Genomic DNA, 23,421 nt, shown 5'->3' on the forward strand with positions numbered 1-23,421 from the left:
CTGTTCACGGTAACCCGACCTCGAGCAGCCCGTCGGCCACCCGGACCGGGTAGATCGGCACCGCGACGTCCGGATCGTCCAGGCATTGACCGGTGACCAGGTCGAAAGCCTGCTTGTACACCGGCGATGCGACGGTCGCCACACCGGCACGGTCGCCGACGATGCCCCGCGAGAGCACGGCGGCGCCGGAGAACGGGTCGATGTTTCCGATCGCGTGGACGGTGCCGTCGTGGGTCCGGAACAGGGCCACCTGCACGTCGCCGAGCAGGGCGGCGACACCGCGCTCGGGCAGCAGCCGGTCGTAGCGGCACACGGCCTGCCAGCGCGGCCCGGGGGAAGCGGTGGGCGCGCTGTCCCGCTCGGTCACGGTCGGCGAGATCGTCATCGCCGCACCCCCGGCATCCCGACCGCGACCGGTTCCCGGGGATCGGGCACCGGCTGCCCCCGCACGGTGACGAAGGTGATCGTCGGGTCCGGCGCGTCCGGCGCGTTGACGAAGGACACGAACCGCTCCAGCTTCGCAGGGTCGTCCAGCACCCCCCGCCACTCGTCGGCGTACCCGCTGACGTGGGTCTCCATGGCGGCCTCCAGGTCGGCACAGATTCCGAGAGAGTCGTCGACGATCACCGCGCGCAGATGGTCGAGGCCGCCGTCCATGGCCTCGATCCACGCCGCGGTGCGCTGCAGCCGGTCGGCGGTGCGGATGTAGAACATGAGGAACCGGTCGATGACGCGGACGAGCTCGTCGGTGTCGAGGTCGGACGCGAGCAGATCGGCGTGGCGCGGGGTGAAGCCGCCGTTGCCGCCGACGTAGAGGTTCCACCCGTGCTCGGTGGCGATGATGCCGAAGTCCTTCGACCGGGCCTCCGCGCACTCCCGCGCACAGCCCGAGACGCCCGACTTGAACTTGTGCGGGGCGCGGAGCCCCCGGTAGCGCAGCTCCAGCGCGACGGCGAGGCCCACCGAGTCCTGCTGGCCGTAGCGGCACCACGTGGTGCCCACGCAGGACTTCACCGTGCGCAGCGCCTTGCCGTAGGCGTGCCCGGATTCGAACCCCGCGTCGACCAGCCGGCGCCAGATCGCCGGGAGCTGCTCAACGCGGGCGCCGAACATGTCGATCCGCTGCCCGCCGGTGATCTTCGTGTAGAGGCCGAAGTCGCGAGCCACCTCGCCGATCACGATCAGGCCCTCCGGTGTGATCTCGCCACCGGGGATCCGCGGCACCACCGAGTACGTGCCGTTGCGCTGGAGGTTGGCCAGGAAGTGGTCGTTGGTGTCCTGCAGGACCGCCTGCTCGCCGTCGTGGACGTGCCCGTTGCCCAGTGACGCGAGGATCGACGCGACGGTCGGCTTGCAGATGTCGCAGCCGCGTCCGGTGCCGTGCTTCTCGACGACCTCGGAGAACGTCCGGATCCCCGTGCCGGCGATGATCTCGAACAGCTCGGCGCGGCTGTGGGCGAAGTGCTCGCACAGCGCCGTGGACTGCTCGACGCCCGCCTGCGCGAGCAGCTTCTTGAGGACGGGGACGCACGACCCGCAGCTGGTGCCGGCCCGCGTGCACGCCTTGAGCGCCGGCACGTCGTGGGCCCCGGTGCCGATGGCGTCGCAGACAGCGCCCTTGGTGACGGCGTTGCACGAGCAGATCTGCGCGGTGTCGGGCAGGGCGTCGGCGCCGATCTCCACCCCGCCGGGCGCGATCATCGCGACCGGGTCGGCGGGCAGCGCGGCCCCGACGAGCGGGCGCAAGGTGGCGTACTTCGACGCGTCGCCCACCAGCACGCCCCCGAGCAGCGTCCGCGCGTCGTCGCTCACCACGAGCTTGGCGTAGCTGCCGGCGACCGGGTCGTTGACCACCACCTCCAGCGCACCGGCCGTGGTGGCGTGGGCGTCACCGAAGCTCGCGACGTCGACGCCGAGCATCTTGAGCTGGGTTGACATGTCCAGTGCGGTGGAGGTCATCGTGGCGGTGCCGCCGAGCAGCCGGTCGGCCACCACCTCGGCCATCGCGTACCCGGGGGCCACGAGACCGTAGGTGCGGCCCTCCAGGGCGGCCACCTCACCGATCGCCCAGACGTGCTCGTCGGTGGTGCGGCAGCGGCTGTCCACGAGCACGCCACCGCGCTCCCCCACCGGCAGGCCGGCCGCACGGGCCAGCGTGTCGGCGGGACGGATCCCGGCGGAGAACACGACGACGTCGGCGTCGAGCTCGATGCCGTCGGAGAGGGAGGCCACGAGCCGCCCGCGGTGCTCTGCGATCCCGGTGACCGACACCCCGCACCGCACGGCGAGGTCCTCGTTCTCCACCAGCCGGCGCAGCAGCGCGCCGCCGCCCTCGTCGACCTGCACCGGCATCAGCCGCGGGGCGATCTCGACCACCTGCGGCGAGAGCCCGAGCGAGCGCAACGCCCGTGCGGCCTCCAGACCGAGCAGCCCACCGCCGACGACGACGGCCGAGCGGCGCCCCGGGCGTTCCGCCGCCATCGCGTCCCGCGCGGCGGCGGTGATCGCGTCCAGGTCGTCGAGCGTGCGGTAGACGAAGCAGCCGGGCAGCTCACGACCGGGGACGGGTGGCACGAACGGCACCGAGCCGGTGGCGAGGACCAGCGCGTCGTAGCGCAGCTCCCGTCCCGAGGCCGTGCGCACGAGCCGGGCGTCGCGGTCGACCTCGACCACCGCGTCGCCCAGGTGCAGCCGCACGAGCGGGTCGGGCGCGGCGGGGAGCGTCAGCTCCTGCGCGCTCACCCCATCCACATAGGACGAGAGGGCGACCCGGTCGTAGGCGGGCCTGCTCTCCTCACCGAGGACCGTGATCCGCCAGGTGCCCTCGGGATCACGGTCCCGCACGGTCTGGACGAGCCGGTGCCCGACCATCCCGTGGCCGACGACGACGAGCTCCCTGTGGTCGACGCTGTTCATGCGGCACCCTCCTGTCGAACCGGGCTGAGCACCGGGGGGTCGCTCTCGGCCAGCCACGTACAGATCCCCTGGACCGCGTCGCCGCAGCTCCCGCAGCCGGTGCCGGCGCGGGTCGCCCGGCTGAGCGCGGCGACGTCGGTGGCCCCACCTCGCCACGCGGCCACGAGCGCACCCTTCGTCACCGTGTTGCAGCGACACACCACCGCGGACGCAGGCAGCCGGGTGGGGTCGGCGGTCTCCGGCGCCCCGGGGAGGGCGCGGCCGAGCAGCAGTCCGAGCCGGTCGGCCGGGGCGGGCGAGCCCGTGTCGTAGAACTGGATCATGGACGCCGCGGCGTCGGGGAGGCCGATCATGGCGCCGCTGACCACGCGGTCGCCGTGCAGTGCCAGGGTGGCGTAGCGGCCACCGACCGGGTCGGCGAAGCGCAGTACCTCGGCGCCGGGCCGGTCGAGGGCGGCCGGGTCGCCCACGGTGGCGAGGTCCACCCCGCGCGCCTTCAGCCGGGTGACCGACGGCGTCCCCCCGTAGCGCGCCACGGGGTCGGCTCCGGTGAGCAGGTCGGCGAGCACCGCGGCCTGCTCCCAGCCCGGCTGCACCAGCCCGGCGGCCGTGCCGGCGTGCTGGGCGCAGTCGCCGATCGCGTGCACCCGCGCATCCGAGGTGGCCAGCCGGTCGTCCACCAGCACGCCGCGGTCCACCGCGATGCCCGCGGCGGCCGCAAGGTCCGTCTCGGCCCGCACTCCGGCGGCGACCACCAGCGCGTCGGCCGCGACGAGCTCGTCGTCGCGGCAGCGCAGCCCGTAGCCCGGCTCCCAGGCCTGCGCCTCCACCCCGAGCCGGACGTCGACGCCGAGCCTGCGCAGCGTGGCCGCCAGCACCTCGCCCGCGCCGGCGTCGAGCTGGCGTTCCATCAGGTGCTCCTTCGGGTGCACGAGGGTGACGCGCACCCCGCGCCCGGCCAGCCCCCGGGCCGCCTCGCAGCCCAGCAGCCCGCCCCCGAGCACGACGAACCGCGCACCGGGGTGGGCGAGGGCGATGATCCGCTCGCAGTCGGCGATGTCCCGGAACGTCGCCACACTCGCGTCGTCGAGACCGTCCATCGGGGGCAGCCAGGCGCGGCTGCCCGTGGCGAGCACGAGCTCGTCGTACGGCTCGATCCCGTCGGACCCGGTGTGGACGGCGCGGCGGTCCCGGTCGACAGCGGTGGCGGAGACACCGAGGCGGAGGTCGACCCGCTGGCGCGCCGCCCATCCGGCCGGGTGCAGCTCCACCGCCCTGGCCGACAGCCCGCCGGCCAGCACCGTGGACAGCAGAACGCGGTTGTACGCCGGGCGCGGCTCGGCGCCGAGAACCGTGAGCCGGACCCTCGCTCCGTGCGGGTCCCGGCGGCGGACCTCCTCGACGAACCGGGCGCCGACCATCCCGTGCCCCACCACAACGATTCGCCTGCTCACGACCACCGACGGTAGGCATCGCCAGTTACATGGGCGGGACGGCGCGTGACGCCGGCGTAAACCGGACCGCACATCGGTGGGCTGCACGCGTGAGCGCAACCCGGGGCCGGCCGCACACAGCAGGTGGCCACCGTGCACACGTCCTGACATGTGCACGGTGGCCAGGGGATGTGCGTGGTGGCCGTCAGACCATCCGCTCCAGCCGCACCGCGCACACCTTGAACTCCGGCATCCGGCTGATCGGATCCAGCGCCGGGTTGGTGAGGAGGTTCGCCGCCTGCTCGCCCCCGAAGTGGAACGGGAGGAACACGGTGTCCGGCCGCAGCGTCGGCACGCAGCGCACCCTCGCCGTCGCGGTGCCGCGCCGCGACACGACCCGCGCCCGGTCGCCGTCGGCCAGCCCCGCGCGCGTGGCGGTGTCGGGGTGCACCTCGACGAACGACTCCGGCGCGATCCCGGCCAGCTCCGCCACCCGCCGGGTCTGCGCGCCGGACTGGTAGTGCACCAGCACCCGTCCCGTGGTGGCCCGCAGCGGATGCTCGGCGTCGGGCAGCTCGGCCGCCTCGGTGTGCTCGACGGCGACCACCCGCGCGCGCCCGTCGGCGTGCGCGAACCGCTCGGTGAACAGCCGCGGGGTGCCGGGGTGCACCGGTGCACCCGGCGGCGGTGCGGGGCAGGGCCAGTGGAGGGCCTCCCCGGCGTCGAGCCGGTCGTAGCTGATCCCGGAGTAGTCGGCGGGCCCACCCGCCGACGCCACGCGCAGCTCGTCGAACACCGCTTGCGGGTCGGCCGGGAACCCCGCGGCACCCAACTCGGCGGCGAGCCCCGCGATCACCTCGAGGTCGGTGCGCACGCCGGCCGGTGGGGGGAGCGCACGGCGCCGGCGCAGCACCCTGCCCTCCAGGTTGGTCATCGTGCCCTCCTCCTCCGCCCACTGCGCCACGGGCAGCACGACGTCGGCGGCCAACGCCGTCTCGCTGGGGAAGACGTCGGCCACCACCAGCAGGTCGAGCGCGGCGAGCCGATCGGCCACGGCGTTCCCGTCCGGCGCGGACACGAGCACGTTGGAGCCGAACACGAGCAGGGCCTTCGGGCCGTCTGGGCGACCGAGCGCGGCCAGCAGTTCCGTGGCGCTGCGTCCCGGCCCCGGCAGCGCGTCGGGCGGCACGCCCCACACGCCCGCGACGTGCTCCCTGGCGACCGGGTCGGTGATCGAGCGGTAGCCCGGCAGCTGGTCGGACTTCTGGCCGTGCTCGCGCCCACCCTGCCCGTTGCCCTGTCCGGTGATCGTGCCGAAGCCCGAGCCCGGACGTCCCGGCAGGCCCAGCGCGAGCGCCAGGTTGATCCACGCCGTCACGGTGTCGACGCCGTGCGCGTGCTGCTCGGCGCCCCGCGCGGTGAGCACGTACCGCCGCGACGCCGCCCCCAGCCACCCCACCACCGTGCGCATGTCGGAGGCGGGCACCCCGCAGACCCGTTCGGCCCGCTCCGGCCACCACTGCGCCGCCACCCGCCAGGCGTCGTCGAACCCGGTGGTGCGGTCGGCGAGGTAGTCGGCGTCGAGCCGGCCGTCGGTGACGGCGGCGTGCAGCATCCCCAGCGCCAGCACCAGGTCGGTGCCGGGCACCGGCTGCAGGTGGATCCCGCCGCCTGCGATCGCCCGCTCCACCGTGGGCGTGCGCCGCGGGTCGACCACCACGAGCCGGGCCCCACCGAGATGGCCCATCAGCGGGGGCATCGTCTCCGCGATGTTCGCTCCCGCGAGCACCACGACCTCGGCCTCGTCCAGGTCGGTGACCGGGAACGGCAGGCCCCGGTCGACGCCGAACGCGCGGTTGCCCGCAGCAGCAGCCGAGGACATGCAGAACCGGCCGTTGTAGTCGATCTGTGACGTGCCCAGCGCGACCCGCGCGAACTTGCCCAGCAGGTAGGACTTCTCGTTGGTCAGGCCACCGGCACCGAAGACCGCGACCGAGTCGGGGCCGTGCTCGGCGCGCAGCGCGGCGAGTCGCCGCGACACGTGCGAGAGCGCCGCATCCCAGCCCACCGGCGCGAGATCGTTCGACCGCGACGGGCGCAGGAGCGGGGTCGTCAGCCGTTCCGGGTGCGTGAGCAGCGTGCCCGCCGTCCACCCCTTCTGGCAGAGCCCGCCACGGTTGGTGGGGAACTCACGCCCGTCGACGCTCCCGCTGCCGTCGACCCACTGCCCGCACTGCAGCGCGCAGTACGGGCAATGGGTGGCGACGCCCTTCGACGTCGCCAGAACCGCTGCCGGGCGGCTCACACGCCGGCGTGCGCGAACCGCGGGTGAGTGGCCTCCGCCGCGGTAGGTCGCAGGTAGACGGCGTAGGTGACCACGGTGCACACCACGTAGAAGGCGAGGAAGGACCAGAACGCGGGGTCACCGGACTTCTCGGTGAGGAAGGCCTCGCGGAACGCGAGGTTGATGAAGAGCCCGCCCAGGGCACCGACCGCCCCGACGATGCCGATCACCGCTCCGGAGATCCGCCGCGCGCGCAGCAGCGCGGGCTGCTCCTCGGCGCCGCCGGCGATCGCGGTCCTGGCCTGCCCGCGGAAGATCGCCGGAATCATCTTGTAGGTGGAGCCGTTGCCCACTCCGCTGAGCGCGAACAGCAGCACGAACCCGGCCGTGAACAGCGAGAGCGAGTGCATCGCCGAGGCCACCAGCACCACTCCCGTGGCCACCGCCATGGCGATGAAGTTCCAGAAGGTGATCTTCGCGCCGCCGTAGGAGTCGGCGAGCTTCCCGCCGTAGGGACGCACCAGCGAACCGAGCAGCGGGCCGATGAACGTCACCGCGGCGGCCTGCAGCGGCGTGCGGCCGAACTGGTTCTGCAGCACCAGCCCGAACGCGAAGCTGTAGCCGATGAACGACCCGAACGTCCCGATGTACAGCAGCGACATCACCCAGGTCTGGCTCTCCCGGATCGACTCCCGGAAAGCTCCCGTGTCGTTGCGCACCGACGTCAGGTTGTCCATGTTCAGCGCAGCGAGCAGCGCGGCCACCACGATCAGCGGGATGTAGACGCCGAGCAGGATTCGCGGCGCTCCGGCACCGGCCGTCACGATGATCAGCAGACCGACGAGCTGGATCACCGGCACGCCGATGTTTCCACCGCCCGCGTTCAACCCGAGCGCCCAGCCCTTACGGGAGTCGGGGAAGAAAGTGTTGATATTGGTCATGGACGAGGCGAAGTTGCCACCGCCGACGCCCGCCACCGCGGCCGCCACGAGGAACATCGCGAAAGAGGTTCCCGGCTGCATGATGATCGCGGCGAAAATCGTCGGGAGCAAGAGCATCAGGGCGCTGAAGATCGTCCAGTTCCGCCCACCGAAGCGGGCCACGGCGAACGAGTACGGCAACCGCAGCACCGAGCCCACCAGCGTGGGGACCCCCACCAGGATGAACTTCTGGGACGCGTCGATCCCGTACTCCGGGCCCATGAAGAGCACCAGGACCGACCAGATCGACCAGATCGAGAATCCGATGTGCTCGCTGAGGATCGAGAACCAGAGGTTACGGTTAGCGACCTTCGCCCCGGTGCGTTCCCAGAAAGAGGGATTCTCGGGGTCCCAATGGTCGATCCAGCGCCCGGCGAGCCGGTTTCGGGCAGGATGTGCGTCAGGTGACGTCGTCACGCCGGGCCTCCGGGTGGGCTGAGGTCGAGTAGGGCGGACGCCACTCGGGGCGTCCGTAGGCGTCGCTGCCGTCGCGGGCAACGCTAGGAACAGCGCGTTACCACGCAGTCGGTTCCGTGTGACATGAACGAAAAGCAGCGCTCACTCACCCTGGGCGCGGATGTGAGGCAGAAGTGCGTGGAGCCGACAACAGCGCTGAACGGGTGCGGACGCACCCGTCCGGGGCCCGGCACCGATCCGCCGTGTGGACCGCAGGTGTCCTCGCGGTCATCGCCGCTGTTCTCGCCGGTTGCACGTCGACCGGCTCGAACCCGGGGCCCGTCCCCAGCGACGCCGGTCCGCTGCGCAGCCAACTGGTGGAGGGTGCGACCGGCGCGGGCGCCATGACCCACGCGTCGGCGCTGGAACAGATCGCGGACCGCAACGGGGGCAACCGCGCCTCGCCGGGACCGGGCTACGACGCGAGCGTCGACTACGTGGTCGGGGTTCTGCGCAACGCCGGCTTCGATGTCACCACCCCGACCTTCAGGTACCGCAACCGTGGTGAGCAGAGCCTCATCCGCAACGTCGTGGCGCAGACCCGCACCGGTTCGCCCGACCGCGTGGTGCTGGCCGGGGCACACCTCGACTCGGTGCCGGAGGGCCCAGGGATCAACGACAACGCCTCCGGTGTGGCCACCCTCCTCGAGATCGCCACGCGGATGGGCGGCTCCCCGCAGGTCACCAACGCCGTCCGCTTCGCATTCTGGGGAGCGGAGGAGGACGACATGGTCGGCTCCACCGAGTACGTCGAGGGGCTCTCGGAGCAGGACCGGGCCGCCATCGCCCTCTATCTCAACCTGGACATGCTGGCCTCACCGAACGCCGCCTACTTCGTCCAGGGCGGCGCGAGCGGCCGGGGCTCCCGGTCCGGGCCACCCGGGTCGGCCGCAGTGGGCCGCGTGCTCATGGAGGAGATGGCCGCCACCGGCATCACGGCCGAGCTGTACCCGTTCGAGGGCGACTCGGACTACGCCCCGTTCGTCGAAGCCGGGATCCCCTCCGGTGGCGTCCTCGCCGGTGACGCCGGCGTCATGACGCCCGAGCAGGCACAGGCCTGGGGCGGGCAGGCCGGGCAGGTCTACGACGTCTGCTACCACGCGGCGTGCGACCGGGCCGCCACCCTCGACCGGGGGGCGCTCGACGACTTCACCGACGCGATAGCCGGCACCGTCGCACGGTTCGCCACGTCGTCGGAGGTACCGGCCCGCTGACACCTGCTCGTCAGAGCAGCGGAGCCACCAGGCGCGCCACCCGGTCGAGACCGGCCAGGGTGCGCGCCGAGGCCTCGGGGTGCTGGGCGTGCAACGCGAGCCGGTACAGCAGCGCGCGCAGCAGCATCTGCGGCCACTCCGACAGGCGAGCCCACCGCTTCATGAGCTCGTCGTCGGCGCCGCCCCATGCGAGCGCATCGACCACCACGACGGCCGCCGCCCACTCCTTCGGGCGCCAGCCGGGCGTCAGCTCGATGAGCGCCGGCCGGCCGTCGTGGTCGAACAGGACGGCGCCGAACAGCTCGGGGTGCACCACCTGCGGGGCGCTCCGGATCGGCCTGCGGTAGGTGGTCAGCGCGGTGTAGAGCTCGCCGCCCTTTGCCTGGTCGAGCGCCAGCCTGCGCTCCCCGAACGCTCCCGCCGCGGAGCGCGTGAGCAGGTCGTCGCGATCGTCGAGCAACCGCGGCCGGGGCAGCGCGGCGGTGGCCGCGTGCAGCCGGGTGGCGACCTCGACCACCGCGTCGTGGCGCGGCTCGATGGTGCCCGCGACGAAACGGCTCGCAGCCCAGCCGGCCACCACCCACCGACCGTCGGAGGAGCGGATCGGGCGCGCCAGCCTCAGCCCTTCCACCTCCAGCCCCTCGAGTACGCGGGCCGACCACGCGGCGACCGCGTTGTCGGCAACCGGCCGGACCAGGACGTCCCCGCAGTGCCACGCGCGCCGGCCCGCCCAGACCACCGGGCGTGGCTCGGACTCCCCCACGCCGAACGCCGTGCGGACGTGCTGTGGCAAGGCGCTCCCGACCAGGGCGACCTGCGGGAGGACGGGGACACCTGTCACGGTCGGCACGCTACCTGCGACACGCCGTGGGACGGGACCGCCACGCGGAGCTGATCCCGTTGTGCGTGGTATCGGCCGCGCACGTCAGTCGTCCGACGAGCCGGACGACGACTGCCGGCTCGAGTCGTGCGACGCCTTCTCGGCCTTCGATCCGCTGCCCTGGCTGCGCCCCGACGACCCTTCGGACTGTCGCCGGCCCGACTCCTGGGACTTCAGCCGCTGCGCCTTCGACTGAGGAGCCTTCGACCCGGAGGACTCCGACCGCGACGACTCCCCGTCCGACCGCGACGACCGCGACTCGGACGACCTCGACTCCGACGACCTCGACTCCGACGAATCGGCGCGCTTCGCGTTCTGGCTCCGCCCGGAGCCTCCCGACCCGCCGCTCTCGCGTGAGCCGGAGCGGGCCGACTTCTCGGAACGGTCGGAGCCGCTGTCGCCGTCGGACCCCCCGCGGCTACGCAGAGCCGAGTCGATCTGCCGGGCCGCACCGACCGCACCGAGCACGGCCCGGGCCATCTTCGCCTCGGACGACGAGCCACCCCGGCTGCCAGAACCCTGGTCGCCGGAGCCGCGCGACGACCCGCCACCCGACCGGCTGCCGCCCGACGACTCGCCGCCGCCGCGGCTACCGCTCTGGTCTCCCGACCGGGCCCGGCCGCTCTCGCCGCCGCTCCGGCCCTCACTGGCACCGCCCGACCGGGCGCGGCCGCTGTCGCCGCTGTCCCGGTCGCCACGGCTCCCGCTGCCGGCGTCCGACTGGCCGCCGGACCGGTTCCCCCCGGACCCCTCGCCGCCGATCACCCGGCTGACCTGCCGGATCAGGCCGGCGGCGCGGTCATCCCCGGAAGAGCCGCTACCCCCGGAGCGGTTGCCGGCGGTCGCACCACCGCTGTCCCGGCCACCGCTCTCCCGGCCACCGGCTTCTCCGGCATCCCGGTTCCCGCCGCCGGCCCCTCGACCGCCGGTGCGCGCGGCGTCCCGGCCACCGCTGTCCTGACCGCGACCGTCCTGCCCGCGACCCGCACGGCTGCCGCTCTCACTGCGGTCCTCCCGGGCACCGCCACCCAGCACGCCGCCGACGGCACCGGCGATCCCGTCCACCGCCCCGGACGCAACCGACGCGACACCGGACCGGGCACCCCCGCCCGAGGACGAACCGCCACCCGCACGGGGCCCGCCATCGCCGCCCCGGCCACCGTTCTCCCGGCCGCCGTCCCGATCGCTGTCACGGCTCCCGCCGTCCTGACCGCGGTCACGCTGACCATCACCTGCCCCGGAGCCACCCAGCACACCCCCGACGGCACCGGCGATCCCGCTCACCGCACCGGATGCAGCCGACGCAACACCGGACCGCGCTCCACCACCCGCGCGGGCCCCGTCATCGCCGCCCCGGTCACTGTCACGCGCCCTGTCCTGACCGCGACCACGACCGCGCTGACCGTCGCTGGTCGCGCCGCCGCCCAGCACGCCCGCGACCGCGCCCGTGATCCCGTCCACCGCACCGGACGCGGGCGACGCGACACCGCCCCGGCCGCCGTTCTCCCGGCCTCCGTTGCGGCTGCCGCCGTCCTCACCGCCACCACGCTGACCGTCGCCCGCCCCGGAACCGCCCAGCACGCCCCCGACGGCACCCGCCACCCCGGCCACTGCACCGGACGCAGCCGACGCAACACCGGACCGGGCACCGCCGTCGCTCCGATCACCCCTGGTGCGTGCGGCGTCCGGGCGGCGGTCGGCACCGCCGCCTGCAGCGCGAGCCCCGCCGTTGTCGCGGGTGCGCTCGCCTCCACCGGTCACCAGGTCGGCCACGGCGCCCCCGAGCCCGACCACCGGGCCGATGCGGTTGTCGCCGCTCTGCCCGCTGCGGTCGGCTCCGGCCGGGCGCCGATCCGGGTCGCCGCTGCGCTTCGCCGTCTCGTCGCCCGGGCCACGGGGGTCGGGGGGACCGCCGGTCGGAGTGTCCTGGCGTTCCCGCTGCTGCCGTTCCTCGCGTGCGAGGACATCCGGCCGGCGCGGGGCGGATCCACGCTTGCGTTCGTCGCCGCCGCCGCGACCACCGGTCCGGATGACGTCGAGGACCTCGTTGCTCACCTCGGCGGTCGCCTGACCGTCGTCGGGCAGGGGGGCGCGCAGCGCGCTCTCCACACCCTTCTCGAGGCTCTCCAACTCCTCGCGTTTCGCGTCCCGCTGGCGCAGGCGCAGGTCGCGCTGCTCGTCGAGGGCGGCGATCACCGACGCCTGCTCCGGGGAGCGCTGTGGCTCGGCCGGTGGGTCCTGCAGCGCCTTCTCCACCGCGTCGAGGTGCTGCTCGGTGAGCTTGAGGTCGTCCTTCGTGCGGTCGAGGGAGCGATAGGTGTCGATCTGCGACTGGAGGGTGGCCTTGCGCCGTTCGAGCAGGGCCTTGCGGTCCTTCAACGCCTGCACGGGCTCCGGTGACACGGCGGCACGGCGCTCCTCCGGCAGCCGGTTCCAGGCGTCCTCGGTCTGGGCGATCGTGTCGAGCTGGCGGTTCACCGACGTCAGGGTGACCTGCGCGCGGGCGACCCACTCGGTCTCCGACTCCGGCCCCGGCGCGGGCTGGGCGGGCACGGCGCGAACCGTGCTCGCCGGTTCCGACGCCGTGACGGCGTAACCACCTGCCAGGATCCCCGCGACGCCCAGCACCGCAACGGCTCGCCGTCTCCGCGTCGGCGGTTCGTCGGCGCCGCGGACCAGCCCGGCCCGCACCCGGGCGGCGATGCCGCCGGCCCGCGAGCTGCGGACGGGAGGGGCGGCCACCTCGGCGCGCGGGCTCTCGACGCGTCCGGCGCGGTTGCGCGGGTACTCGGCCGGCACCTCGTCGACGGGTTCGACGAGCCACGGCAGGGTCTCCGCGAGACGCGCGTTCTGATCGGGTCGCATGGAAGCGCGCCGGGCCTGGCGGGCAGCAACGCGGTGCGCCGCCGAGCAGTAGCGCCGGGTGGCCCTCCCCGGAATGTCCTCGATCGGAGTGTCGCACCCGGGCAGGGCGCAGCGTCTCGCGTTGTCGTCCACCAGTGCGACCCCCATCGCCGGGTGACGGACGGCGCGCCGAAACGGCGGCCGCTCCGTCAGGCCACCGTTGCTGCGCACTGCGCGCACCCCAACGCCACGGCGCCGCAGGATCCGTCTTGATCTTTCCGAGATCGGAACGGTACCCGGACAGACGATCTTTTGTCACTGCTCCATCCGGCGCGGCGCCCCTGGTCAGGGTCACTCTCCGTACAGAAAGGGCCAGGTCGCCTCGGCGACCCGGCCCTCTGTTACGACATTCGGTGCTACTGCTCGGGTATCGGCCTCACCGCGCGCGCTGAGGTGATATCCCGCCGCAGCTCAGTACGACGGCAGTGACGGGTCGACCTGCTTGATCCACGACAGCACGCCGCCGCCGACGTGCACGGCGTCCTTGAAACCCGCCTTGTGCAACGCGGCCAGCGCCTCGGCGGACCGGGCGCCCGACTTGCAGTGCAGCACCACCGGCTTGTCCTGCGGGATCTCCGACAGCGCCTCTCCCGAAAGAATGCGGTCCTTCGGGATGAGCGTGGCGCCCGGGATGCTGACGATCTCGTACTCGTTCTGCTCCCGGACGTCGATCAGCGCGAAGTCCTTGCTCGCGTCGATCATCTCCTTCAGCTCGAGGGCGGTGATCGTGTTGCCTGCCGCCGCGAACTGCGCGTCGTCGGACACCACGCCGCAGAACGCGTCGTAGTCGATCAGCTCGGTGATCTTCGGCGAGCTCGGGTCCTTGCGGATCTTGATGGTGCGGTAGCTCATCTCGAGGGCGTCGTACACCATCAGCCTGCCGAGCAGCGGCTCACCGATGCCGGTGATCAGCTTGATCGCCTCGTTGACCATGATCGAGCCGATCGACGCGCACAGCACGCCCAGCACGCCACCCTCGGCGCACGAGGGCACCATCCCGGGCGGCGGCGGCTCGGGGTAGAGGTCGCGGTAGTTGAGGCCCTTGCCGTTGGGGGCGTCGTCCCAGAACACCGACGCCTGACCCTCGAAGCGGAAGATCGAGCCCCAGACGTACGGCTTGCCCAGCAACACCGCGGCGTCGTTCACCAGGTAGCGCGTGGCGAAGTTGTCGGTGCCGTCCAGGATCAGGTCGTAGTCCCGGAAGACGTCGAGCACGTTGGAGCTCTCGAGCCGCGTCTCGTGCAGCCGCACCTCGACGAACGGGTTGATCTCCTTGATGGAGTCGCGCGCCGACTCCGCCTTCGACCGGCCGACGTCGGACTGGCCGTGGATGACCTGCCGTTGCAGGTTGGACTCGTCGACGACGTCGAACTCCACGATGCCGAGCGTGCCGACGCCCGCTGCGGCCAGGTACAACAGCGCCGGGCTGCCCAGGCCGCCGGCCCCGACCACCAGCACCTTCGCGTTCTTCAGCCGCTTCTGACCAGCCATCCCGACGTCGGGGATGATGAGGTGGCGGCTGTAGCGCTCCACCTCTTCCTTGGTCAGTTCGGCGGCCGGCTCCACGAGCGGCGGTAACGCCATGGTGGGAACTCCTCGTTCGGTCGTCCTGCGAGATCTTCGATACCTGCTGAGGGGAACGCCGTGACCGGGCCGAATCTTCCCCGTACGACCAGTCCTACCAGCGACCTGCCGCCACGGCATCCCACATGCCGGCAACGGCCCGTGCCACCTCGTCGGGGGCCTCGATCTGGGCGACGTGTCCGACGCCGGGGAGCATCAGCAGTCGCGACCCGGGCACCGTCGCGACCGTGCGCCGAGCGAGCCGGGGCGCCACGAGCCGGTCCCGGTCGCCCCACACCACCAGCGTCGGCGCCTTCACCCTGGCCGCCGTCGACCACAGCGATCCCCTCCGCAGCCAGCTCGCGATCATCGCCTTCCCGGTGAGCTCGACGGCCTCCCGCGCCCACTCCAGCCGGGCCCTGGCCTCGAACTCCGCGGCGGTCTCCGCGAGCCGGTGCTCGGTGGCGAGGCTCGGGTCGCCGAAGCACAGCCGCACCACCTGGTCGGCCCGGGCCCGCGGGCTCTGGGCCGCCAGCTCCGCCCTGGCCCATCGGCCGAGCACCGGCAGCATCGCGAGCAGCATCCGGGGGTCGGACACCCGGCGCGGATCAGGCCGGAGGTCCGGGACGGCGGGCGAGATCAGGGTGAGCGTGCGGACGAGCTCCGGACGCCGTGCGGCCACGGTCATCGCGACAGCGCCGCCGAAGGAGTTGCCCAGCAGGTGCACCGGACGGCCCTGGCCCGCCAGGAAGCACAGCAGCGCATCGGCGTGTCCTGCTGGTGAGTAGTCGCGCGAGGCGAGCGGGTGCGACAGCCCGAAGCCGGGCAGGTCGACGGCGATCCCCTCCGCCCGCGGGCTGAGGAGGCCTGCGACGTCGGTCCAGTTCGTGGCCGAGCCGGACAGCCCGTGCACGTACACGGCCACCACGCCGTCCGGGCCGGGCGTCTCGCGCACGTGCAACGTCACCCCACCCGAGGTGACCTCCCGGCCCGGCCACGGCTGCTGGTGCGGGTCGCGGCGGGGCATGGTGGCGGGGTCGGCGAGCGGCGCCACCTCCGGGGCCACCGGAGCAGGCGCGGTCCGGCCGACGAACGGGCGGACGAAGGCGTGCGCGGCGGAGGACACCAACCGAGGAATACCTGATGGAAGGCGCCGCGGCCACCCTCCGGCCCTCGCTGCCACCCCGCAGTGGGGTGCGAAAGCCGGTATCAAATACCCCCCTCTGGTATTTTCACGGCCAATGGCGCTATCGAAACGGCGTCGCGCCCGTTGTACAGACGGGAGCAACGGGAGGCGGGGGATGAACGCAGCGGTGCGGCTGTCGGCCTACGCGGCAGCGCTGGCGCTGGCCTTCGGGGCGGCGTGGAGCATCGGCGCTGCCGTCGGTGTCACCACACCCGCACCCGCACCGCCCGTGGCCGCGCCGCTGCCGACCAGCGGCGATATGCACGGCGCCGGGGGCCACCCCACCGCTGCCGCCCCCGCCGCCGGGCACTCCCACGGGTCGAACGAGGTCGTGTCCGCGGGTCTCGTGGACACGGCGGCCGGTTACACACTGGTCCCGAAGACCACCACATACCGTCCCGGGGCCTCCGGCGAGTTCGCCTTCACCATCACCGGCTCGGACGGCAGGCCCGTCACGGCGTTCGACGTCGAGCACGAGAAGCGGCTGCATCTCATCGTCGTGCGGCGCGACGCCTCCGGCTTCCAGCATCTGCATCCCACACTCGGCCCGGGTGGCGTCTGGCGCGTCCCGATCACACTCCGCGAGGCCGGGGTGTACCGCGTCTACGCCGACTTCGTCCCCACCGGCGGACCCGAACTCGTCCTCGGCACCGACCTGTTCGCCGCGGGCGACTTCGAGCCGATCCCGTCAGCGCCCTCCCGGGTGGCGCTGGTCGACGGCTACCAGGTGCGTCTCGACGGCGATCTCGTCCCCGGTGGCCCGTCGCAGGTCTTCGCCACGGTCAGCCGGGATGGCGCGGCGGTCACCGACCTCGAGCCCTACCTGGGCGCGTTCGGCCATCTCGTCGCGCTGCGCCAGAGCGACCTCACCTACCTGCACGTCCATCCCGACGCCGCCACGCCGGCACCCACCGACCGCTCCGGGCCGGGAATCGCGTTCACCGCCGACGTGCCCACTGCCGGCACCTACCGCCTCTTCCTCAACTTCCGGCACCACGGCACAGTCCGCACCGCCGAGTTCACCGTCCCGACGCGGGAGGCTCGATGAGCAACCTGGCCAGCGAATCGTCGATCGACCAGGCACTGATCTCCCCCACCACGCCCGACCCCGCCACCGGCGGCGCACCGCCGGCCGCCCTGAGCCGGATCGAGCTGAGCATCGGGGGCATGACCTGCGCGTCCTGCGCCAACCGGGTGGAGCGGAAGCTCAACAAGCTCCCCGGCGTCACGGCGACGGTCAACTACGCCACCGAGAAGGCGCGCGTCGACTACCCGGCCGACGTGGAGCCGGCGGCGCTCGTCGAGCAGGTGGAGGCGGCCGGCTACACCGCAGAGCTGCCTCGGCCGCCGTCGGCCGAACCCGGTGAGACTCCGACCGCCGCCCTCGACCCGACGCACGCGCTGCGCCACCGGCTGATCCTCTCGACCGTTCTGGCCGCGCCGGTGGTCGCGTTCGGGATGGTGCCCGCGCTGCAGTTCACCTACTGGCAGTGGATCTCGCTCACCCTCGCCGCGCCCGTCGTCGCGTGGGGGGCGTGGCCGTTCCACCGGGCGGCGTGGGCCAACCTGCGCCACGGCGCGGCCACGATGGACACGCTCGTCTCGATGGGCACGCTCGCCGCGCTCGGCTGGTCGCTGTACGCGCTCCTGCTCGGCACCGCGGGCACCCCGGGGATGACCCACCCGTTCACCTTCACCGTCGCACCCGGCGCCGGGGCGGACGCGATCTACCTCGAGGTCGCCGCTGCGGTCACGGTGTTCATCCTCGCCGGCCGGTACGTCGAGGCCCGCTCCAAGCGCCGGGCGGGCGCGGCCCTGCAGGCCCTGCTCGACCTGGGCGCGAAGGACGTCTCGGTGCTGCGGGCCGGGTCCGAGGTGCGCATCCCGATCGGCCGGCTCGGCGTCGGCGACCGGTTCGTCGTCCGTCCGGGCGAAACGATCGCCACCGACGGCGAGGTGGAGGACGGCAGCTCGGCCGTCGACGCGTCGATGGTCACCGGCGAGTCGGTTCCTGCCGAGGTCCGCCCCGGCGACACGGTCGTCGGAGGTTGCGTCAACGCCGGGGGCAGGCTCGTCGTGCGGGCCACGCGGGTCGGAGCCGACACCCAGTTGGCCAGGATGGCCCGGCTCGTCGAGGACGCGCAGAACGGCAAGGCGGCGGTGCAGCGCCTCGCCGACCGGGTCTCGGGGATCTTCGTGCCGGTGGTGATCGCGATCGCGGTCGCGACGCTGGGGTTCTGGCTGGGCACGGGCGACGGCGCCGCCCCGGCCTTCACCGCCGCGGTCGCCGTGCTGATCATCGCCTGCCCGTGCGCACTGGGGCTGGCCACGCCCACGGCCCTGCTGGTCGGCACCGGCCGCGGCGCGCAGCTGGGGATTCTCATCAAGGGCCCGGAGGTGCTGGAGTCCACCCGGCGGGTGGACACCGTCGTGCTGGACAAGACCGGCACCGTCACCACCGGCGCCATGGAGGTCCGCGGCGTGCACACCGTCGACGGGGTCGAGGAGGACCCGGCGCTGCGTCTCGCCGGCGCCGTGGAAGCAGCCTCCGAGCACCCGATCGGCCGCGCGATCGCCGCGGCCGCCGAGACGGCCACCGGAACCCTCCCCGGTGTGGCCGAGTTCGAGAGCCTCCCCGGGCTCGGCGTGCGCGGCGTGGTCGCGGAGCTCCTGTCGAAGGACGACGCGACCGGGGAGGTGGTGGCGCACGCGGTGCTCGTCGGACGTCCGGCGCTGCTCGCGGAGCACGACATCACGCTGCCTCCCGACCTCGCGGCGGCCCGGGACGCAGCCGAGGCCGACGGCAACACGGCCGTCGGGGTGGCCTGGGACGGGGTCGCGCGGGCACTGGTCGTCGTGGGCGACACGGTGAAGCCCAGCAGCGCGGAAGCGGTGCGTGAACTGCACCGGCTCGGTCTCACGGCCATGCTGCTCACCGGCGACAACGGGGCCGCCGCGCGCGCCGTGGCGGCCGAGGTCGGCATCGCCGCCGACGCGGTGATCGCCGAGGTGGCGCCGGAGGACAAGGCCGCCGTGGTGAAGCGGCTGCAGGCCGAGGGCAAGGTCGTCGCGATGGTCGGTGACGGGGTCAACGACGCGGCAGCGCTGGCCGCCGCCGACCTCGGCCTGGCCATGGGCACCGGCACCGACGCCGCGATCGAGGCGAGCGACCTCACCCTCGTTCGCGGCGACCTGCTGGACACCGTCGACGCCATCCGGCTGTCGCGGCGCACCCTCGCCGTGATCAAGGGCAACCTGTTCTGGGCGTTCGCCTACAACGTCGCCGCCCTGCCGCTGGCCGCCGCCGGGCTGCTGAACCCCATGATCGCGGGAGCCGCGATGGCGTTCAGCTCGGTGTTTGTGGTGACCAACAGCCTGCGGTTGCGTGGATTCCGTCCTACCCACCGGTAGGGTGTGCACTCCGCCCAGCCGGGCGGACGAACGGAGGCGATCCGCATGTCCGAGACGTCGGCGCCGGCGCAGCGCGGTGGCCGGTTGTCCCGCACAGCACGACGGGCCCAGCTGCTGCTGGCCGCCCGTGACGTGTTCGCAGCCCACGGTTACCACGCCGCGGCGATGGACGACATCGCCGAACGGGCCGGGGTCAGCAAGCCGGTGCTCTACCAGCACTTCCCCGGCAAGCTCGAGCTCTACCGGGCGCTGCTCACCACCTACGCCGACGAGCTGGTCACCCGCGTGGAGCAGGCCATCAGCACCACCACCGACAACCAGGAGCGGGTCCACGGCGCGGTCAGCGCGTACTTCGACTTCGTGGCGGGCGAGGGCCAGGCCTACCGCCTGGTGTTCGAGTCCGACCTGCGCAGCGAGCCGGAGGCCGCCGCCGTGGTGGACGGGGCGCTCACCCGCTGCATCGACTCGGTCGCCGACGCCGTCACCACCGACGCCGGACTCGACGCCGCCCGCGCCCGCATGCTGGCCGTCGGGCTCGTCGGGCTCAGCCAGGTGGCCGCCCGGTACTGGCTCGACTCCGACCAGGCCGTGCCGCGCGACGAGGCGGTCGCGCTGATGTCCAGCCTGGCCTGGCGCGGCCTCGCGGGCTTCCCGCTCGTCCAGTCCTGACCGACGCGCCCACCCACCCCACCCCGCGAGTCGCCCACCCCGCCCCCGCGAGTCGCCCGCCCCGGTCCTGCGAGTCGCCCACCCCGGTCCCGCGAGTCGCCCGCCTCAAGCGCGCGAGTCGCCCGTCCTGCGCGCGCGAGTCGCCCATCTCAAGCGCGCGAGCCGGCCACCGTCCCTATCGGCTGATCACGCGGTCGATCAGCCCGTAGTCGGCCGCCTCCCTCGCGGTGAACCACCGGTCGCGGTCGAAGTCGGCCACGACCTTCTCGATCGGCTGCCCGGAGTGTTCGGCGGTGAGCTCGGCGATCCGGCGCTTCAACGCGGTCAGCATCCCGGCGCGGATCACGATGTCCGACTCGGCCCCGCCGGCGCCGCCCGACGGCTGGTGCATCATCACGTCGGCGTGCGGCAGGGCGAACCGCTTGCCGGGCGCGCCGGCCGTGAGCAGGAACTGCCCCATCGACGCCGCCATCCCCGTGGCCACTGTGGACACGTCCGGTTCGATGGCGTGCATCGTGTCGTAGACGGCCAGCCCGGCGAACACCGAGCCGCCGGGTGAGTTGATGTAGAGCGTGATGTCCGCGGCCGGGTCCTCCGCGGCGAGCAGCAGGAGCTGCGCGACGATCCGGGTGGCGACGGCGTCGTCGATCTCCCCGCGCAGCAGCACGATCCGCTCCCGCAGCAGGCGGTCGAACACCGAGTCGTCGAGGGTGATTGCACCGTTTGGCGTGGTCATGGCGCGGACGCTAACGGCGGCCGGTCCGCCCTCAGTGGCATCTTCACGCCGGGCGAAACCTTCCGCTCACGGCGAACGAGAGCCGCAGTCGGCTCAGCGATCGGCCAGTGCCGCGCCCGCCACCAACGCGCTGATGCGGGCGCCCACTCCCACCGCCCGCTCGAGCGGCAGCATGTGCCCCGCTCCCGGGTAGATGGTCGACTCGGCCGACGGCAGCGCCGCCCCGATGCGCCGCGTGGCGGCCACCGGCGTCAACCGGTCCCGCGATCCCACGAGCACCGTGGTCGGGATCGACGCGAACGCCTCGAGAGCGGCGTCCCGCTCGTGGGCGCTGAGGGTGGGACGGAAGCCGGACACGGTGAGCGGGCGGCAGGAGCAGACCATCTCGGCCGTGATCCGCCGTGCCTCGGGGTCGGCATCCCGGCCCAGCAGGAGCCAGTTCAGCGCAGGCGCGAGGAGCCGCGGACGGCCGAGGGAGGACCGCGTGGACCACCGGCGTGACCCGTACACCCGCTCCTCGATCCGGCGCGCCAGCGGTGAGGTCCGCGGGGACGGGCCGAGCATGCCGTCGCCGAGCCCGCCGCTCGCCGTGGACACGAGCGCGATGCCGGCCGTCCGATCGAGGGCGCCGGGATGCCTCTCGGCCAGCGCCATCAGCGTCATGCCACCCATCGAGTGGCCGCCGAGCACCAGCGGGCCGTCCGGCGCGGTCGCGGCGATCACCTCGGCGAGGTCGTCGGCGAGCTGCTCGATGGTCATCGTCGCCGGATCGACGACGGCCGAGCTCCCGTGCCCCCGGTGGTCGTAGCGCACCACGCGGGCGGGGATCGGACCGTCGGTGAGCGACCGGGCGACCGGCCCCCAGATACGCAGGTCGAGCGTCCAGCCGTGGGCGAGCACGACGGTGACCGGCGCGTCGGCCGGACCGTCGATCTCGACGTTCAGGGCCACGCCGTCCGCTGCGGGGACGGATCGTCGAACTGACATCAGATCAGGTGCGCCTTTCGCCACAGGATCTCGGTGGGGCCGCCGATGAGCCCCTGCTCCCGCAGGAACGGCACGAGCTTGCGAGCCGACCAGCGCAGCATCTCCTGGTGGTGGGGGTTGGCCAGCGCCGCCCTGTGCCCGGCGACCGGGTCGATGCCCACCGAACGGTAGACGTCGCGGTGGATCAGGTTGCGGGCCACGACGAACGCGACCCGCGAGGACAGGTAGCGGGCGACGGTACGCTCCGCGGCGTTGGTGCCGGGCATGATCCGCATCAGCTCCTCGCGGGCGTAGCGGACGTGCCGCGCCTCCTCGGTGACGTGGATCTTGTTGACCATCCGCGTGAGCGGCTGGACCGTCTCGTCCCGCATGGCCTCGCGCTGCAACTGGTCGAGGATCTCCTCGACGAACAGCGTGCCCGCGAACATCGCGGGCCCGGACGCGACCGTCTTGAACAGCCTGCCGAGCTCGTGGGTGATGCGGCGGGGCGCGTAGTCCGGCACCCCGTAGCGCTCGGTCATCTTCGCGAACATGACCGAGTGGCGGCACTCGTCGGCGATCTCGACGAGCGCGTACTGGATGTGGCGGCGACGCGGGTCGCGGTCGTAGGAGTACCGCAGCAGCATCTGCATCAGGATCATCTCGAACCAGAGCCCGATGCGGGCGATGCTGCACAGCTCGTGCACCGACAGCGTGCGTCGCTGCTCCTCGCTGAGCCCCTCCCACAGCTGCGTGCCGTAGAGAGACACCCGGTGCTCGGGAAGGCCCCAGCCACCGTCGAGGAGCGGCGCGTCCCAGTCGATGTCGATGTTCGGCTCGTAGGAGTGGTCGAGCGACGAGCGGAGCAACCGTTCGGCGGTGGCCTCCCGGTCGTTGCGGGTCTGCACGGTCACGACGCGCTCCTCTCCCTGTCGGGGGTGGTGGGGTCGGTGCTGGACTCGGCGTCGGCGCTGCGGCGGCTCAGCCTGCGGACGAGGCCCGCGGCGATCGGCGAGCCGTCGAAGTGGCCTGTCGCGGCGCGCCTGCGGATGCGCCGGGCGACGGCGGGCCCGAGGAGGCCGGGCAGGTGCCGCCCGGCCCAGAGCTCGATCGCTCCACCCCGGGTGCACGCGGTGTCCCGCGGCGGCCGGCCTGCGGTGAGGACGCGCAGCACGGTGGCCACGACGTCCTCGACCTCCTCGCGGCGCACCTGGCCCTCCAGCGCGAGGCCGACCTCGCGGCCCGCGTCATGGATCGGGGTACGGACGTAGCCGGGGTAGACGGTGGTGACGTGCAGGTCGGAGCCGTACTCGACGCGCAGCGCGTCGGCGTAGGCGGTCATCCCGCGCTTCGCGACGCTGTACGCGGACACGAACGGGAGCGTCAGGTAGGCCAGCTCGCTGGCGACGAACACGACGCGGCCCTTCCGGCCGCCGCGGCCCTCGAGCAGCGCGGGTAACGCGGCTGCGGTGACCCGCCACGCGCCGAGCAGGTTGACGTCGATCACCCGGAGGGCGTCGGGCGCAGGCGGACCGCCTGCGTCGTTCGGGATGCCGATTCCGGCGTAGTGCACCACGGCGTCCAGGCCGCCCAGCCGCTCCACGGCCTCGTCGACGGCGCGGGTGACCGCGGCATCGTCGGTGATGTCGCAGGCGATCGTGTGCTCGTCCGCGCGGAGATCGAGGCCGACGACGTGCACGCCCAGCGCGCGCAGGCGGGCGGCCGCCGGTGCGGCCAGGCCGCCCGCGGCCCCGGTGACCAGCACCCGGTCGCCCGCCGTGATGCCCGGCTCCGTGCCGGTTCCCGCCATGACGCCCCCTCAT

17 protein-coding genes are annotated in these 23,421 nt (G+C 73.3%); 4 read left to right on the plus strand and 13 right to left on the minus strand.

All coding sequences use genetic code 11. The features are described 5' to 3' along the window. Nucleotides 1–4: 4 nt before the first annotated feature. From nirD to AC5L35_RS10425, 5 genes are all read right to left on the minus strand, one after another. Complete coding sequence (nirD, locus tag AC5L35_RS10405) at nt 5–385, minus strand: nitrite reductase small subunit NirD (protein ID WP_495059377.1); 381 nt, start codon at nt 383–385, stop codon at nt 5–7. Next, nucleotides 382–2,916, minus strand: a complete 2,535-nt coding sequence (nirB, locus tag AC5L35_RS10410; protein WP_495059378.1) for a nitrite reductase large subunit NirB — start codon at nt 2,914–2,916, stop codon at nt 382–384. The genes nirD and nirB overlap by 4 nt, the downstream gene beginning before the upstream one ends. Then, nucleotides 2,913–4,370 (minus strand): FAD-dependent oxidoreductase, encoded by a 1,458-nt coding sequence (locus tag AC5L35_RS10415; protein WP_495059379.1) that lies wholly within the window; start codon nt 4,368–4,370, stop codon nt 2,913–2,915. Before AC5L35_RS10415 ends, nirB begins: the two co-directional genes overlap by 4 nt. Nucleotides 4,371–4,554: 184 nt before the next feature. After that, complete coding sequence (locus AC5L35_RS10420) at nt 4,555–6,654, minus strand: molybdopterin oxidoreductase family protein (protein WP_495059380.1); 2,100 nt, start codon at nt 6,652–6,654, stop codon at nt 4,555–4,557. Next, the gene (locus AC5L35_RS10425; RefSeq protein WP_495059381.1) at nt 6,651–8,030 is read right to left on the minus strand and encodes a nitrate/nitrite transporter; all 1,380 of its coding nucleotides are present in this window, start codon (nt 8,028–8,030) and stop codon (nt 6,651–6,653) included. The genes AC5L35_RS10420 and AC5L35_RS10425 overlap by 4 nt, the downstream gene beginning before the upstream one ends. Before the next feature lie 242 nt (nt 8,031–8,272). Here AC5L35_RS10425 and AC5L35_RS10430 point away from each other — a divergent pair, with 242 nt between their 5' ends. After that, a complete protein-coding gene (locus tag AC5L35_RS10430; protein ID WP_495059382.1) occupies nt 8,273–9,283 on the plus strand; it encodes a M28 family peptidase in 1,011 nt (336 codons plus the stop codon). A 10-nt stretch (nt 9,284–9,293) separates the two neighbouring features. On the opposite strand, the gene AC5L35_RS10435 is transcribed toward AC5L35_RS10430, so the two are convergent. From AC5L35_RS10435 to AC5L35_RS10450, 4 genes are all read right to left on the minus strand, one after another. Next, nucleotides 9,294–10,124: a TIGR02569 family protein gene (locus tag AC5L35_RS10435; protein WP_495059383.1), complete on the minus strand. Its 831-nt coding sequence runs from the start codon at nt 10,122–10,124 to the stop codon at nt 9,294–9,296. 84 nt (nt 10,125–10,208) lie between these two features. Next, the gene (locus AC5L35_RS10440; RefSeq protein ID WP_495059384.1) at nt 10,209–13,028 is read right to left on the minus strand and encodes a hypothetical protein; all 2,820 of its coding nucleotides are present in this window, start codon (nt 13,026–13,028) and stop codon (nt 10,209–10,211) included. A gap of 450 nt (nt 13,029–13,478) precedes the next feature. Further along, nucleotides 13,479–14,651 (minus strand): adenylyltransferase/sulfurtransferase MoeZ, encoded by a 1,173-nt coding sequence (gene moeZ, locus AC5L35_RS10445; RefSeq protein WP_495059385.1) that lies wholly within the window; start codon nt 14,649–14,651, stop codon nt 13,479–13,481. A 94-nt stretch (nt 14,652–14,745) separates the two neighbouring features. Further along, nucleotides 14,746–15,756, minus strand: a complete 1,011-nt coding sequence (locus tag AC5L35_RS10450; protein WP_495059386.1) for an alpha/beta fold hydrolase — start codon at nt 15,754–15,756, stop codon at nt 14,746–14,748. A 175-nt stretch (nt 15,757–15,931) separates the two neighbouring features. On the opposite strand from AC5L35_RS10450, the gene AC5L35_RS10455 reads away from it, so the two are divergent. The 3 genes from AC5L35_RS10455 to AC5L35_RS10465 all read left to right on the plus strand — a co-directional run bounded on the left by AC5L35_RS10455 (nt 15,932) and on the right by AC5L35_RS10465 (nt 19,896). Next, complete coding sequence (locus tag AC5L35_RS10455; RefSeq protein WP_495059387.1) at nt 15,932–16,864, plus strand: DUF8832 domain-containing protein; 933 nt, start codon at nt 15,932–15,934, stop codon at nt 16,862–16,864. Nucleotides 16,865–16,983: 119 nt separating this feature from the next. Further along, complete coding sequence (locus AC5L35_RS10460) at nt 16,984–19,227, plus strand: heavy metal translocating P-type ATPase (protein WP_495059821.1); 2,244 nt, start codon at nt 16,984–16,986, stop codon at nt 19,225–19,227. 45 nt (nt 19,228–19,272) lie between these two features. Next, nucleotides 19,273–19,896 (plus strand): TetR/AcrR family transcriptional regulator, encoded by a 624-nt coding sequence (locus AC5L35_RS10465; RefSeq protein WP_495059388.1) that lies wholly within the window; start codon nt 19,273–19,275, stop codon nt 19,894–19,896. Between the two features lie 175 nt (nt 19,897–20,071). Here the strand turns inward: AC5L35_RS10465 and AC5L35_RS10470 are convergent, their stop codons facing one another. From AC5L35_RS10470 to AC5L35_RS10485, 4 genes are all read right to left on the minus strand, one after another. Then, on the minus strand, nt 20,072–20,632 hold the full coding sequence (locus AC5L35_RS10470; protein ID WP_495059389.1) for an ATP-dependent Clp protease proteolytic subunit: 561 nt from the start codon (nt 20,630–20,632) through the stop codon (nt 20,072–20,074). Nucleotides 20,633–20,725: 93 nt separating this feature from the next. After that, nucleotides 20,726–21,619 carry an alpha/beta fold hydrolase gene (locus AC5L35_RS10475; RefSeq protein WP_495059390.1) on the minus strand — a complete coding sequence of 298 codons (894 nt, stop codon included), beginning with the start codon at nt 21,617–21,619 and terminating at the stop codon, nt 20,726–20,728. Then, the gene (locus AC5L35_RS10480; protein ID WP_495059391.1) at nt 21,619–22,512 is read right to left on the minus strand and encodes an AurF N-oxygenase family protein; all 894 of its coding nucleotides are present in this window, start codon (nt 22,510–22,512) and stop codon (nt 21,619–21,621) included. Before AC5L35_RS10480 ends, AC5L35_RS10475 begins: the two co-directional genes overlap by 1 nt. Further along, on the minus strand, nt 22,509–23,408 hold the full coding sequence (locus AC5L35_RS10485) for an SDR family NAD(P)-dependent oxidoreductase (RefSeq protein WP_495059392.1): 900 nt from the start codon (nt 23,406–23,408) through the stop codon (nt 22,509–22,511). The genes AC5L35_RS10480 and AC5L35_RS10485 overlap by 4 nt, the downstream gene beginning before the upstream one ends. Nucleotides 23,409–23,421 lie beyond the last annotated feature (13 nt).

It is taken from the genome of Pseudonocardia sp. OZ21 (assembly GCF_059359135.1).

Coding starts and splice junctions, on each gene's coding strand:
- nirD (WP_495059377.1), bottom strand. CDS start 385: ATGACGATCTCGCCGACCGTGACCGAGCGGGACAGCGCGCCCACCGCT.
- nirB (WP_495059378.1), bottom strand. CDS start 2,916: ATGAACAGCGTCGACCACAGGGAGCTCGTCGTCGTCGGCCACGGGATG.
- AC5L35_RS10440 (WP_495059384.1), bottom strand. CDS start 13,028: ATGCGACCCGATCAGAACGCGCGTCTCGCGGAGACCCTGCCGTGGCTC.
- moeZ (WP_495059385.1), bottom strand. CDS start 14,651: ATGGCGTTACCGCCGCTCGTGGAGCCGGCCGCCGAACTGACCAAGGAA.
- AC5L35_RS10455 (WP_495059387.1), top strand. CDS start 15,932: ATGAACGCAGCGGTGCGGCTGTCGGCCTACGCGGCAGCGCTGGCGCTG.
- AC5L35_RS10460 (WP_495059821.1), top strand. CDS start 16,984: ATGACCTGCGCGTCCTGCGCCAACCGGGTGGAGCGGAAGCTCAACAAG.
- AC5L35_RS10465 (WP_495059388.1), top strand. CDS start 19,273: ATGTCCGAGACGTCGGCGCCGGCGCAGCGCGGTGGCCGGTTGTCCCGC.
- AC5L35_RS10470 (WP_495059389.1), bottom strand. CDS start 20,632: ATGACCACGCCAAACGGTGCAATCACCCTCGACGACTCGGTGTTCGAC.
- AC5L35_RS10475 (WP_495059390.1), bottom strand. CDS start 21,619: ATGTCAGTTCGACGATCCGTCCCCGCAGCGGACGGCGTGGCCCTGAAC.
- AC5L35_RS10485 (WP_495059392.1), bottom strand. CDS start 23,408: ATGGCGGGAACCGGCACGGAGCCGGGCATCACGGCGGGCGACCGGGTG.